The 13,246-nt window shown below is 71.5% G+C and carries 8 protein-coding genes; 6 read left to right on the top strand and 2 right to left on the bottom strand.

Annotation, left to right across the window (positions count from 1 at the left end; translation table 11 throughout):
• Positions 1 to 9: 9 nt before the first annotated feature.
• The 3 genes from cydB to AC5RUP_RS10575 are packed head-to-tail and all read left to right on the top strand — an operon-like array spanning position 10 to position 5,442.
• Positions 10 to 1,029 carry a cytochrome d ubiquinol oxidase subunit II gene (gene cydB / locus AC5RUP_RS10585; protein ID WP_494093054.1) on the top strand — a complete coding sequence of 340 codons (1,020 nt, stop codon included), beginning with the start codon at positions 10 to 12 and terminating at the stop codon, positions 1,027 to 1,029.
• Between the two features lie 5 nt (positions 1,030 to 1,034).
• Entirely contained in the window at positions 1,035 to 4,454 is a 3,420-nt protein-coding gene (gene cydD / locus AC5RUP_RS10580) for a thiol reductant ABC exporter subunit CydD (protein WP_494158528.1), read from the top strand.
• A gap of 4 nt (positions 4,455 to 4,458) precedes the next feature.
• Complete coding sequence (locus AC5RUP_RS10575; RefSeq protein WP_494155207.1) at positions 4,459 to 5,442, top strand: GNAT family N-acetyltransferase; 984 nt, start codon at positions 4,459 to 4,461, stop codon at positions 5,440 to 5,442.
• A gap of 85 nt (positions 5,443 to 5,527) precedes the next feature.
• Here the strand turns inward: AC5RUP_RS10575 and AC5RUP_RS10570 are convergent, their stop codons facing one another.
• Together AC5RUP_RS10570 and AC5RUP_RS10565 are read right to left on the bottom strand one after the other, a co-directional pair.
• Positions 5,528 to 6,046, bottom strand: a complete 519-nt coding sequence (locus tag AC5RUP_RS10570; protein WP_494158527.1) for a DinB family protein — start codon at positions 6,044 to 6,046, stop codon at positions 5,528 to 5,530.
• An 8-nt stretch (positions 6,047 to 6,054) separates the two neighbouring features.
• Complete coding sequence (locus AC5RUP_RS10565; protein WP_494158526.1) at positions 6,055 to 8,553, bottom strand: DNA gyrase/topoisomerase IV subunit A; 2,499 nt, start codon at positions 8,551 to 8,553, stop codon at positions 6,055 to 6,057.
• Between the two features lie 47 nt (positions 8,554 to 8,600).
• On the opposite strand from AC5RUP_RS10565, the gene AC5RUP_RS10560 reads away from it, so the two are divergent.
• From AC5RUP_RS10560 to AC5RUP_RS10550, 3 genes are all read left to right on the top strand, one after another.
• A complete protein-coding gene (locus AC5RUP_RS10560; RefSeq protein WP_494158525.1) occupies positions 8,601 to 11,306 on the top strand; it encodes a bifunctional acetate--CoA ligase family protein/GNAT family N-acetyltransferase in 2,706 nt (901 codons plus the stop codon).
• Between the two features lie 47 nt (positions 11,307 to 11,353).
• A complete protein-coding gene (locus AC5RUP_RS10555; protein ID WP_493977911.1) occupies positions 11,354 to 12,019 on the top strand; it encodes a DUF5998 family protein in 666 nt (221 codons plus the stop codon).
• Positions 12,020 to 12,104: 85 nt separating this feature from the next.
• On the top strand, positions 12,105 to 13,205 hold the full coding sequence (locus tag AC5RUP_RS10550) for an alkaline phosphatase family protein (RefSeq protein WP_494158549.1): 1,101 nt from the start codon (positions 12,105 to 12,107) through the stop codon (positions 13,203 to 13,205).
• The last annotated feature ends 41 nt before the right edge of the window (positions 13,206 to 13,246 follow it).

Raw genomic sequence — 13,246 nt, 5'->3', positions numbered from 1 at the left:
GGACGACTCATGGAAACCCTGCCCACCATCTGGTTCATTGTCATCGCCTTCTTTTGGACCGGGTACCTGTTCCTGGAAGGATTCGACCTCGGCGTCGGCATGATGATGCGCGGCTTCGCCCGGAACAACACGGAACGCCGCGTGCTGCTCAACACCATCGGCCCGGTCTGGGACGGCAACGAAGTCTGGCTCGTCACCGCGGGGGCCGCCACGTTCGCGGCTTTCCCGGAGTGGTACGCCGCCCTGTTCTCGGGCCTGTACCTTCCGCTGGTGCTCGTGCTGCTGGCCCTGATCTTCCGCGCCGTCGGCATCGAATACCGCGGCAAGGTGGACACCGACCGGTGGCGGGCGTGCTGGGACTGGGCGATCGCGCTGGGCTCGTTGGTCGCGGCCTTCGGTGTCGGGGCCATGCTCGGCCTGACCACTACCGGGCTGCCGCTCAACGCCAACGGCGACCGGGTGGGCGGACCGTTCGCCTGGTTTAACGGCTACGCCGTGCTCGGCGGGCTGGCGGTGGTCGGCTTCAGCCTGGTCCACGCGGCAGCTTTCCTGGCGCTGAAGACCGACGGCGAGGTCCGGCTGCGGGCCAAGGCACTGGTCCTGCGCTGGCTGCCGGTGGCGCTGCTGCCGATGGCCGCCTGGGCCGCCGTGTTGGTGCTGCGGCACGGCAAGGCCGTCACGGTGGCGACGCTGTTGCTGGCCGCCCTCGGCGCGGCGGCGGCCTGGCTGCTGGCCAAGGCCGGCCGGGACGGACTGTCCTTCGCCGGACTGGGCACCTTCGTGGTCGCCGGGTCGGCAACCATTTTCACCGCGGTGTTCCCCACGGTACTGCCCTCGACCATCGACGAGGCCTTCAGCCTGACGGTGGGTTCGGCGTCGTCGTCGGACTACACGCTGGGCGTGATGAGCGTGGTGGCGCTGTTCGGCATCCCGGCCGTGCTGGTCTACCAGGGCTACACCTACTGGGTGTTCCGCAAGCGCGTGAGCGCCTCCGCCATCCCCGCAGCACACGCCGTCACCGCACAGTGAAGCCGGTGCTTCCGGTGGGCGCCGCCGGCAAACGTGCGCTCTACCTGCTGGGACTGGCCGCGGCCGTCAAGGCCGGCGGGTTGGTCTTGCTCGCTTCGGCGGTGGCCGCCGGGGTGGCGGGCGTGGCGGCCGGGACGTTCAGCTGGGATGCTGTCCTGCTGCCCGGCGCCCTCGGCGCCGTCCTGCGCGCGGCCGCTGCCTGGGGTCAGGACGTGGCCGCGCAGCGGGCGGCGGCCGGCATCAAGGAGGACCTGCGGGCCCGCCTCGCTGCCCGGATCCTGCACGACGGCGGCGCCTCCCCGGCAGCGCGCGACGGCTCCGCCCCGGGCGAGGGCGCCCTGAGCGTGCTGGCCACCCGGGGACTGGACAACCTGGATGACTACTACGCCAAGTACCTGCCGGCCCTGGTGACCTGCGCCACCGTACCGCTGCTGGTGGGGCTGCGGATCCTGGCCGCGGACTGGGTGAGCGCGCTGATCGTGGTGCTCACGCTGCCGCTGGTGCCGGTCTTCATGATCCTGATCGGCAAGCACACCGAAGACCGGACCAAACAGGCGGCCGCGGCCTTGGACCGCCTGTCCGACCACCTGCTGGAACTGGCCCGGGGACTGCCGGTCTTGGTCGGCCTGGGCCGGGCCGCCGCGCAGACCCGGGCCCTGGGCGACGTCGCCCGCGCCTACCGGGAACGGACCCTGGCCACCCTGCGGGTTGCCTTCCTGTCCTCACTGGCACTGGAACTGATCGCCACCATTTCCGTGGCCGTGGTTGCGGTGTTCGTGGGCATCCGGCTGGTCTACGGCGGAATGGAACTCGAAGCCGGGCTGCTGGCCCTGATCTTGGCTCCGGAGTGTTTCCAGCCGCTGCGCGACCTCGGCTCGGCGCATCACGCGAGCGAAGACGGCCTGGAAGCCCTCGAGCGCAGCAAGGCCGTGTTGGACGCGCCGGCGGGCCGGCCGCTGGTCGCCGCTGCGGACCCCGGGCACCGGCCCGGGGCGGTGCGCGGTGAGGCGCCGGAGCTGCGGGTAGCCGGGCTGGCCGCCGCTTACCCGGGCCGCGGCCGGGTGCTGGAAGGGCTGGACTTCACCGCTCCGGCCGGCCGCATCACCGCCTTGTCCGGGCCGAGCGGCGGCGGCAAGACCACGGTGCTGGAGATCCTGGCGGGACTGCGCCGGGACGGGGCGGGCATCCGGCTGGCCGGCCGGGTGTCCGGCCTCGACCGCGGCCGGATCGCGTGGATCCCGCAGCACCCGGTTCCCTCCGAGGCCACGGCGGCCGAGGAGGTGGCGCTGTATGCGGGGCTGGCAGGACCGGCCGGGCGTGCTGCGGCGGAGGAAGCGCTGGCGCAGGTCAATGCCGCCGGCCTGGCGGACGCGGACACCGGCGACCTCAGCCCGGGAGAGCTGCGCCGCGTGGCCGTGGCACGGGCCTTGGCCCGGATTGAACACGTCCCCGGTGTGGACGTGCTGCTGGCCGATGAACCTACCGCACACGTGGATGAACGCAGCGCCCGGGCCATCGAGGCCGCCCTGGACCGGCTCCGCGGCCGGGTGACCACCGTGCTGGTGGCCCACGACCCGGACACCGCGGCGCTCGCCGACCACGTGGTGCCGGTGATGCCGGCGCCCCGGGAAACCGCTGCTGCCGCCCCGGCGGGGACGGAAGGTGTGCGGTCCCCGGCAGCGGGGATCGAACGCGGCGGGCCGGCGCCCGGAGCAAGGGCTGGCGCCGGAACGGAAGCGCAGGGGGAGGGCGGCACAACGGAAGCGGCGGCGGAGGACGCCGCCGGCGCCGGACCCGGCCTGTGGCGGCAGGCGGCCCTGCTGCGGCCGTGGAGCGGCAGGTTCCTGGCCGCCCTGTGCTTTGGCCTCGGCGCGGCGCTCTTCGCCGTCGCGCTGGCGGGCCTGTCCGGCTGGCTGATCGTCTATGCCAGCGAACAGCCGCCGATCCTGTACCTGATGACCTCCATCGTCGGTGTCCGGTTCTTCGGGATCGGGCGGTCGGTACTGCGCTACCAGGAGCGGCTGAAGCTGCACGACGCCGTCTTTGAAAGCACCGACCGGCTGCGGATCAGGCTGTGGAACGGGCTGCTGCAGCGGCCGGCAGCGTGGCGGCGGCTGGCCCGCGGCGGCGGCGCCCTGGAACGGCTGGTCGGAGACGTGGACGAACTGCGGGACATCGCCCCCCGGGCCGTCTTCACCCCGCTGGTCGGCCTGCTGGTGGCCGCCGCGTCCTGCGTGGCCACCGCCCTGCTGATGCCCGCGGCCCTGGGCTGGCAGCTGCTGCTCTCCGGGATCTGCGTGCTGGGTGCCCCGGCCCTGACGCGCTGGGCGGACCGCCACGCGCAGGCAACCACCGTGCGGATCAAGGGCAGGTCGCTGAACGCCTTCACGCGGCTGCTGGCCGCCGCACCCGACCTGGCCGCCAACACGGCTGCCGGGCCACTGCTGCTGCGTGCCCGCCGCCTCGACCGGGAAGCGACCGCCGCCGAGCAGCGCAGCGCCTGGGCGCAGGGCCTGGGACACGCGCTGACCGTGCTGGCCTGTTCCCTCTCGGCCGTCGTGATGCTCGGTTCGGCGGGAGGCACCGCGCCAGGGGTGGTGGCCGTCGTCGTCCTGATGCAGCTGGCGCTGGCCGAACCTTTCATGGCGGTGAACACCGCGGTGCAGCAATGGGGCGCCTGGCGCGCCGCCGGTGCACGCGTCATCCCGGAGCTGGGCAGCGGCGGCGCGGACCCGGCCCGCCAAGCGCGGCGGGAAGCTCCGGTCGAGGCGCTGGAACTGGGCAACGCGTCCTACCGGTACCCGGGCGCCGGCCACGACGCCTTCACCGGCGTGGACCTGCGGGTGGAGCGCGGACAATGGCTGGCGGTCACCGGCCCGTCGGGCAGCGGGAAGTCCACGCTGCTCGGCGTGCTGCTGGGCTTCCTGCCACTGGGCTCCGGCCGCTACCTGGTCAACGGGACGGCCGGCGGGGCTCCGCGGTCGGCCATCGCGTGGATGCCCCAGGAGGCGCACCTGTTCAACTCGACGCTCCGCGCCAATCTGCTGCTGGCCCGGCCGGCCACGGACCCGCCGGCCGAAGAGGAGATGCGCTCGGCGCTCGCCGCCGTGGGGCTGGGCGGATTCCTGGCCGGACTGCCGCACGGGCTGGGCACCCGGATCGGGCCGGGCGGGCACTTCCTCTCCGGCGGCCAGCGGCAGCGGCTCGCCGTGGCCCGGGCGCTGCTGGCCGACTCCGATGTGGTGCTGCTGGACGAACCGGCCGCGCACCTGGACCGCGAGGCCGGGGACGCGTTGCTGGCCGACCTGCGCCGCGGGCTCGCCGGCAAGGCAGTGGTCATGGTGACGCACGACGAGCGGCAAGCCGCATGGTGCGAGCTTCGGCTGCATCTGCCTACCGGCACGTACGCCGCTGCCCTAAGCTGAGGCAATGACCAATTCCGACCTGCCGGTCGTTCCCGGCGGAGCCCTGCGTTGGCGTCCCATGTCCGCCTCGGACATCGAGGGATGGCACCGGTTGATCCTTCGGATGGCCGCGGTGGACCAACCGGTCTGGACCGAGACGACGGCGGATCTGGCGGAGGCGTTCGACGACCCTGCCAACGACCCCGCTGAGTGCACCGCCATCGGGTTGGATGCCGGCGGGACGGTGCGTGCCGTGGGCCGGGTCTACGCGAATGCCGGCTCACCCGTCGCCCACACCTGGGGCGGGGTGGATCCGGACTGGCGCCGCCGCGGCATCGGCAGGGCGCTCTACGAGTGGCAGGCCGACCGCCAGCGCCGCCGGTTCAGCGCGGCCGGCATCAGCGGCGGCGTCCTGCGGAGCAGCACGGAGGAACAAGATCCGGCGCACAACGCGCTGATGGAAGCGGTGGGCGCCACGGTGGTCCGCTACTTCACCGAAATGACCCGGCCGCTGGAGGAGATCCCGGAGGCGCCGCTGCCGCAGGGCTTCGTGTTTGTGGACCTGGACCCGGGCGACAGCGACGCAGTGCGGCTGGCCCACAACGAGGCGTTCGCGGACCACTGGGGCAGCGAGCCGAGGGACGAGCGCCGGTGGAAGACCCTGGTGCAGCACCCGGAGACTAGGCCGGAGTGGAGCATGTCGGTGGTGGAGGCCGCCTCCGGCGAGACGGTGGCGTACCAGGTGGCCAGCTTTGATCCTCGGTACAAGCTGCAGTCAGGGTATGACGAAGGCTTCACGAACCTCCTCGGCGTCCGCAGGCCGTGGCGCGGCCGCGGGCTTGCCCAGTCGCTGCTGGCCGAAGCGATGCGCCGGTTCCGGGCCGGCGGGATGGCACACGCCGGGCTGGGCGTGGACACCGAGAACCCCAGCGGGGCGCTGGCCCTCTACACCCGGATGGGCTACCTGCCGACCAAGCGCTACCTGGACTATGAACTGCCGCTGACCTGACGCGGGCAGGGGAGGGCCCCGACGTCGTGCACCGCGGCCGGGCGGCGGCTACGCGCCGACGTCGTGCACCGCGGCCGGCCGGCGCCTACGCCCCGACGTCGTGCAGGTGATGCGTGACGTCGTGCAGGAAGTAGCTGCCGAGCGTGACGACGGTGAAAGCCGAACCGTTGCTGCGCCTGCCGCGGCGGTCCCACTCGGCCGGGGTCACCGCATTAAAGCCGGCCGCGACCTCCGCGGCCGCTGCCGCCAGCTCCTCGGCGACGGCGCGCGGGTCCTGGCCGGCGTAACGTCCCTCAACGGCCGCGGCGTTCTGGTCCCAGTCGGCAAACTCCGGGTTGTCCTGGCCGAGCATCAGCTGCAGCCGGGCATCGAATACGCGGCAGACGTCACGGACGTGGGCGGCGTACTCCAGCACCGACCACGTCGAGTCGTCGGGGCGGACGTGGGCGCCGGGCTCCGCCAGGGCCGCCTGCCAGCGGGGCACCGTGGCCAGCACCTCCGGGCCGATCCGGTCCGGCGTGACGCCGGCCGGGTCGAAGCCGCATTCGGGGCAGGGCCGCTCGGTGACCCACGTCCAGTCCTTGGTGTCGGGGATGATCGCCATGCTCCAGCTTAGGAGTCTTGCGCCCCCTGCTGCGATAGGGCGGGGCCGACGGCGTCCACCGGCTGGGACAACGGGATGCCGGAACCGTCGCGGCGGCCGTGTTCGGTGGGCAGCGCCCGGGAGGCGCCGTTGGCCGAGCTGGCCTTCGCCGGACCGTGCCCGGCCCACGCCAGCGAGAGCATGTCCTCGCCCTTCAGGAAGCGGTGCGCGCGCACTCCGCCGGTGGCGCGGCCCTTGGCCGGGTACTCCGTGAACGGGGTGACCTTGACCGAGCCGGGGGAGGTGCCCGGCAGGGCTTCCTGCGAGGAGGCGACGGTGACGACGACGGCGTCCGCATCCCCCGCGGCGACCGCACCAAAGAACGTCACGGTGTCTTCCGCGCCCAGCTTGATGCCCGTAACGCCGCCGGCCGTGCGGCCCTGGGCGCGCACCGTCGAGGCCGGGAAGTGCAGCAGTTGCGCCTGGCGGGTGATGAAGACCAGTTCGTCGTCGTCGGCCGGGACGCTCAGGCCCACAATGTAGTCCTTGGGCTTGAGCGCGATGATCTCCCAGTCCTCCCGGTTGAGCGGGTAGTCCGGGGTCACGCGTTTGACGATGCCCTGGGCCGTGCCGAGGGCGAGGACCTTGTCCAGCGGGGCCAAGGCCACCAGGGTCTCGCCCTTCGCCAGGGTCACGAACTCCTTGACCGGGACGCCGCCGGCCAGGTTGGGCGACCCGGCAGCGGCGGCGAGCACCGGCATGTCCAGGACCGGAAGCCGCAGCATCCGGCCCAGCGAGGTCACGGCTCCGATTTCGGCCCGTGCCGTGGTCTTGACGACGGACGCCAGGACATCGTGCCGGATCCGCTGGCCGTCCGACAGGGGCTCCTGGTCCACCGTGCGGGCGAGCTGGCCGGAGGCGGAGAGCAGGACCCAGCACGGGTCGTCCGCGATCTGCAGCGGCAGGGCGGCCTTGGCGTTCTTGCCGGCGGCGGGGGCCGGCAGGGCGGTGCCGCGGAGCGGGGCGGCGGCCTCCGACTCGAGCAGCACGGTCCGCCGCGGCGTGGCGTAGAGCGCGGAAACCTCGCCCAGTTCGTCGGAGACCAGCTGGCGCAGCATGGCCTCGTTGGCCAGGATTTCCTCCAGTGCGGCGATCTCGCGGCGCAGTTCGTCCTGTTCCTTCTCGAGCTCGATCCGCGAGTATTTGGTCAGCTGGCGCAGCCGCAGTTCGAGGATGTGATTGGCCTGGATTTCGGACAGGTCGTAGATGGCCATCAGCCGTTCGCGGGCGGCGGCCGCCTCGTCCGAGGATCGGATAATCTGGATGACCTCGTCGATGTCCACGATGGCGATCAGCAGGCCTTCGACCAGATGCAGCCGGTCCTTCTTCTTGCCCAACCGGAACGCGGTGCGCCGGCGGACGACGCCGATGCGGTGGCTGATGTAGACCTGCAGCAGTTCCATCAGGCCCAGCGTGCGCGGCTGCCCGTCGACCAGCGTCACGTTGTTGATGCCGAAGGAGTCCTCCATCGGCGAATAGCGGTACAGCTGCGCCAGCACGGCGTTCGGATTGAAGCCGTTCTTCAGTTCGATGACCAGGCGCAGGCCGTGCTGCCGGTCGGTCAGGTCCACGATGTCGCTGATGCCCTGCAGCTTCTTGGACGTCACCGCGTCCTTGATCTTCTCGATCACCTTCTCCGGGCCCACGCCGTAGGGCAGCTCGGTGACCACCAGACCGGTGCGGCGGGCGGTGAGCTTCTCCACCTCCACCTTGGCGCGGGTCTTGAAGGAGCCGCGGCCGGTGGCATACGCGTCGCGGATTCCGTCCAGGCCCACGATCTTGCCGCCGGACGGCAGGTCCGGTCCGGGGACGAACCGCATGATGTCCTCGAGCGTGGCGTCCGGGTTGGCGATCAGGTGCTGGGCCGCGGCGATCACCTCGCCGAGGTTGTGCGGCGCCATGTTGGTGGCCATGCCCACGGCGATGCCGGAGGAACCGTTGACCAGAAGGTTGGGGAAGGCGGCCGGGAGTACCGCCGGCTGCATCAGCTGGTTGTCGTAGTTCGGCACGAAGTCCACAACGTCTTCGTCCAGGTGGTCTGTCAGCGCCAGGGCCGGCGGCGCGAGGCGGGCCTCGGTGTAGCGCGGTGCCGCGGGGCCGTCGTCGAGCGATCCGAAGTTGCCGTGGCCGTCAATCAGCGGCATGCGCAGCGAGAACGACTGCGCCATCCGCACCATCGCGTCGTAGATCGCGGCGTCGCCGTGCGGGTGCAGCTTGCCCATCACCTCGCCGACCACGCGGGCGGACTTCACGTGCCCCTTGTCCGGCCGCAGCCCCATCTGGGACATCATGTAGAGAATTCGGCGCTGCACCGGCTTCAGCCCGTCGCGGGCATCGGGCAGCGCGCGCGAGTAAATGACCGAGTAGGCGTATTCGAGGAAGGAGCCTTCCATCTCGGAGGTCACGTCGATATCGACGATGTTCTCCGTGTAGTCCTCTTCGGGGGCGGGAGTCTGGCGGCGGGGCATCGGTAGAGCTTCGGTCCTTAGCTAAAAGTTGCGGATACAGTGAGTTTATGGCGCAAGAGGCTGATTCCCCGGATTATCCGGATTATTGGGAGGCGGATGTCGTGCTGCGCGACGGCGGGACGGCGCACCTGCGCCCCATCCTCCCGGCCGATGCCGAGGCCCTGCAGGCCTTCCACGTGGGGCAATCGGAAAGCTCCATCTACCTGCGCTTCTTCACCTTCAAGTCCAAGCTCAGCCCGCGCGAACTGGCCCGCTTCACCAAGGTCGACTACGTCAGCCGGGTGGCCTTCGTCATCACCATCGGCGATGAAATCATCGGGATCGGCCGCTACGACAGGCTGGACGATCCCGCCGAAGCCGAGGTCGCCTTCAATATCTCCGATGCCCACCAGGGCCGGGGGCTGGGCTCCATCCTGCTCGAGCATCTGGCGGCGGCCGCCCGGGAGAACGGCATCAGCAAGTTCTCCGCCGAGGTGCTGCCGGAGAACCGGAAAATGATCACCGTCTTCAACGACGCCGGTTACGAGGTACGGCGCCATTTCGACGACGGGGTGGTCGCACTGGAGTTCGACATCGACCCGACCGAGCGCTCCCGCGCCGTCATGGCCGCCCGGGAACACCGGGCCGAGGCCAAGAGCGTGGCCGCCCTGCTGGCCCCCGGATCCGTGGCCGTGATCGGCGCCAGCCGGGATTGGGGCAGCGTGGGCTACTCGCTGCTGGAGAACATCATCGAAGCCGGCTTCACCGGTCCCGTCTACGCCATCAACCCGCAGGCCTTCGAACTGAACGGCATGATCTCCCATGCCGCCATCGCCGACGTCCCGGACCCCGTGGAACTCGCCGTCGTCGCCGTCCCTTACGAGGAAGTGCCCAAGGTGGCCCGCGAATGCGCTGCCGCCGGGGTCAAGGGCATCCTGGTGGCCAGCGACGGGTTCTCCCAGGCCGGGACCGAAGGCCTGCAGCGGCAGCGCGAGCTGGTGCGCCAGGCCCGCGCCCACGGGATGCGGGTGATCGGCCCGGGGTCGCTCGGACTCCTGAACACCGACCCGGCGGTGTCGCTGAACGCCTCCATGGCGCCGGCCATGCCCCCGCGCGGGGCGCTCGGGCTGTTCAGCCAGTCCGCGGCGATCGGCGTCCTGCTCTACACCGCCGCCAGCCGGCGCGGGCTGGGCCTGTCCTCCACGGTGTCGGCGGGGAACCGGGCCGACGTCTCCGGCAACGATGTGATGCAGTACTGGGAAGACGACCCGGCCACCATGGCCGTGGGGCTCTACCTGGAATCCATCGGCAACCCCCGGAAATTTTCCCGCATCGCGCGGCGGCTCTCGCGCAGCAAGCCGGTGATCGTGGCCAAGTCCGATGTGATGGGGCTGCAACTGCCGCCCGGCCACGCGGTGCGCACTACCCAGGCGCCGCCGGGCGCCCTCGACGCGATGTTCCGCCAGTCCGGAGTGATCCGCGTGGAGACCAATGAAGAGCTGATGGACGTGGCGCAGGTCCTGGTCAGCCAGCCGCTTCCGGCCGGTGCCAACCTGGCCGTCTTCAGCAACTCCCTGGCGCTGGGCAACGTGGTGGCCGACGCCGCAAAGGCGCACCAGCTGGACGTGGTCCGGCGGGAGGTGGCGCTGGACCTGAATACCGGGCAGTCAAACGCGCTGCCGATGCTTCGCCGGCAGGTGCAGCAGGCACTGTCCGCACCCGAGGTGCACGCCGCCGTCGTCACCCTCCTGCCCGCCACCGGCATCCCGACCTCCCGGCTGGCGGAGGTGCTGCGGGACTGCGCCGAAGAGGCCGGCAAGCCGGTGGTCGCCTCCTTCACCGGCGTGCTCGACCTGGCCGAACGGACCGACGGCCTGCTGGCCACCGGAGGCACGGCTTCCGGCGGGTTGCAGCGGGGCCTGCCCAGCTTTGCCAGCCCCGGCAGCGCCGTGAACGCGCTGGCGGCCGTGGTCCGCTACGCCGAATGGAAGGCCCGCGACCAGGGCGAATTCGCCGAACCGGCGGGCACCGATCCCGCCGAGGCGCAACGGCAGATCGACGCCCTGCTCGGCGGGGTCACCGGGACCGAGCTGCTGACGCCGACCGCTGCGCAGACCGCCCGGCTGCTGGGCTGTTACGGCATCACGGTTCAGGAGTCGGCCGGCTTCACGCATGACGACGAGGCCGTGGCCGCCGCCGAACGGCTCGGCTGGCCCGTGGCCGTCAAGACCACCGACGCGCGGCTGCGGCAACGGCTGGACCTCGGCGGGGTCCGGCTGAACATCACGGACGAGGCGACCCTGCGCGCCAACATCGCGCACATGCGGGCCAGCCTGGCCCCGTTCGGCGACATCCCGTTGGAAGTCCAGTCGATGGTGCCCGCCGGCCAGGCCTGCACCATCCGCTCCATCGAGGATCCGCTCCTGGGCCCGGTGGTGTCCTTCGGGCTGGCCGGCGACGCCGTCAACCTGCTGGGGGACTGGTCCCACCGGATCCCCCCGCTGACCACCGTGGATGTGGCGGACCTGGTCCGCGGGCCCCGCGCCGCGGAGAAGCTCTTCGGCTACCAGGGCCTGCCGGCCGTGGACGTTCCGGCGCTCGAAGACCTGATCGCCCGCGTGGCGCAGCTCAAGGACGAACACCCCGAAGTGGCCCTGCTGGAGCTCAACCCGGTCCAGCTCTCCGACCGGGGCCTGGCCGTGCTGAACGCCGAAGTCCGGCTCGGAAACCACGCGCACCGCACGGACAGCGCGCGGCGCGCCATGCGGGACTGAACCTGCCGGGTTGGCCATCCGGCGGCAGGGTAGGGGATTATGGAACCATGAGCCCCCTATCGACGGCCGAACGCCGCAGTCTCGACGACGCCCTCAACCGGGCAGGCTTCTACCCGCTGCTGGTTTCCGACGTGGTCCACGACGCCTTGGACGAGCGCGAGCCGCTGTCCCACCTGGTGCACCTGGAGACCCACTTCGACCGCAACGAGGTGCACCGGCACATCACCGTGCTGGTGCTCACCGAGGACATGCTGGTCATCACCCACGTGGACGACCAGCAGCTGGACGACGAGGGCGAGCAAATGGTGGCGCAGATTTCCACCGAGTCGGTCCCGGTCAGCCAGATCCGCTCCGTGGTGCTCAGCTACGTCTACGCCCAGCCGCAGAACTACACCTCCGCCGACCAAGCCCGCGAACTGACCCTGGCCATCGCCTGGTCCGGCGGCCAGCGGCTGGACATGGGCCCGGCCGGTTGCGGCGATCCGCAGTGCGACGCCGACCACGGCTACACGGGCAACATCGTCCAGGAAGACATCGTGCTGCGGGTCAGCGCCGAGGCCGACGGGTTGCAGGCGGTCCAGAACGCCAAGGACTTTGCCCGCGCCCTGCGCAAGGTCAGCACCAGCCACCCGGAGCCCGCCGCCGCGCCGGGGCCGGTGCAGCAGCGCCCGCGCATCGGCAACCGCCTGGTCCGCGGCCATCACGGCCGCTGATCCGCGGGATCGACGCTGCGTGACGCCGATACAGGAACCGCTTCCGGCTGCCCCCGGCTACGGCCGCAACTCCCTCGCGGAGGTCATGACCAGCGCGGCGGCCGCGCTGGGCGCCGACGGCTTCGACAATGAGCTGCAGCTGCCGCCGGCGCGGCGTGTGTGCGTGGTCATGGTGGACGGACTGGGCAAGGCGCTGCTGAAGCAGCGCGGCGGACATGCCCCCTTCCTGCGCCAGGCCATGGACAACTCGCGGACCCTCGGCAGCGCCCTTCCCTCGACGACGGCGGCGTCCCTCGCCAGCCTGGGGACCGGGCTGGCGCCCGGCCTGCACGGCATGGTCGGCTATGACGTCCTGGACCCGAGGCAGGACAAGGTGGTCAACCAGCTCGGAGGCTGGGACCCCGGGGTGGATCCGCAGGTGTGGCAACCGTATTCCACGGTGTTCGAACGGGTGGCGGAGCAGCTGCCGGTGACCACCGTCAGCCTGCCCCGGTTCGCGGAGTCGGGCATGACCCGGGCGGCGCTGCGCGGCAGCAGGTTCGTGCCCGGCGCCACCGGCCATGCCCGGACGCAGGCCACCGCCGAAGCGTTGGCGGCTACGGACCGGGCGTTGGTGTACCTCTATTTCAACGAACTGGACAAGGCGGGCCACCGGTTCGGCGCGGCCTCGGCCCAGTGGGGGCATGCGCTGGAGGAACTTGACTCGGACATGCGCCGCCTGGCCCGGCAGCTTCCGGCCGATACCCTGCTGCTGCTGACCGCGGACCACGGCATGCTGGACGTGGCCGAGGAATTCCGTTTCGACTACTCGGCGGACCCGGCCCTGGTGGCCGGGGTGCGGCACACCGGCGGCGAACCGCGGCTGGTCCACCTCTATTTTGAGCCGGACGCCACGGCTGGGCAGCGCGAGCAGGTGGCCCGTGCCTGGCTGCAGCGGTATGGGAAGCAGGCCTGGGTGTTCACCCGGGAAGAGGCGGTCAGCCGAGGGTTCTTCGGCCGGGTGGACCCGCGGGTGCTGCCGCGCATCGGAGACCTGATGGTGGCTGCGCGGGAGCCCGTGGCGTTCTACGACACGCGGCGCGTGCCGGAGACGGCGATGTCCGTGGTCGGCCAGCACGGCTCGCTGACGAAGGCGGAGCGGGAAGTGCCCCTGCTGACCCTGGCGGCTCCGGGCAAACGGCGCTAGGAAGCCGCGCCCGCCGGCAACGGGAGGTTGACGGGCCGGGC

It is taken from the genome of Arthrobacter sp. Y3223151, from assembly GCF_059091125.1.
Note: the sequence above shows the minus strand (reverse complement) of the source record. Positions and strands in the feature narration are given on the sequence as shown.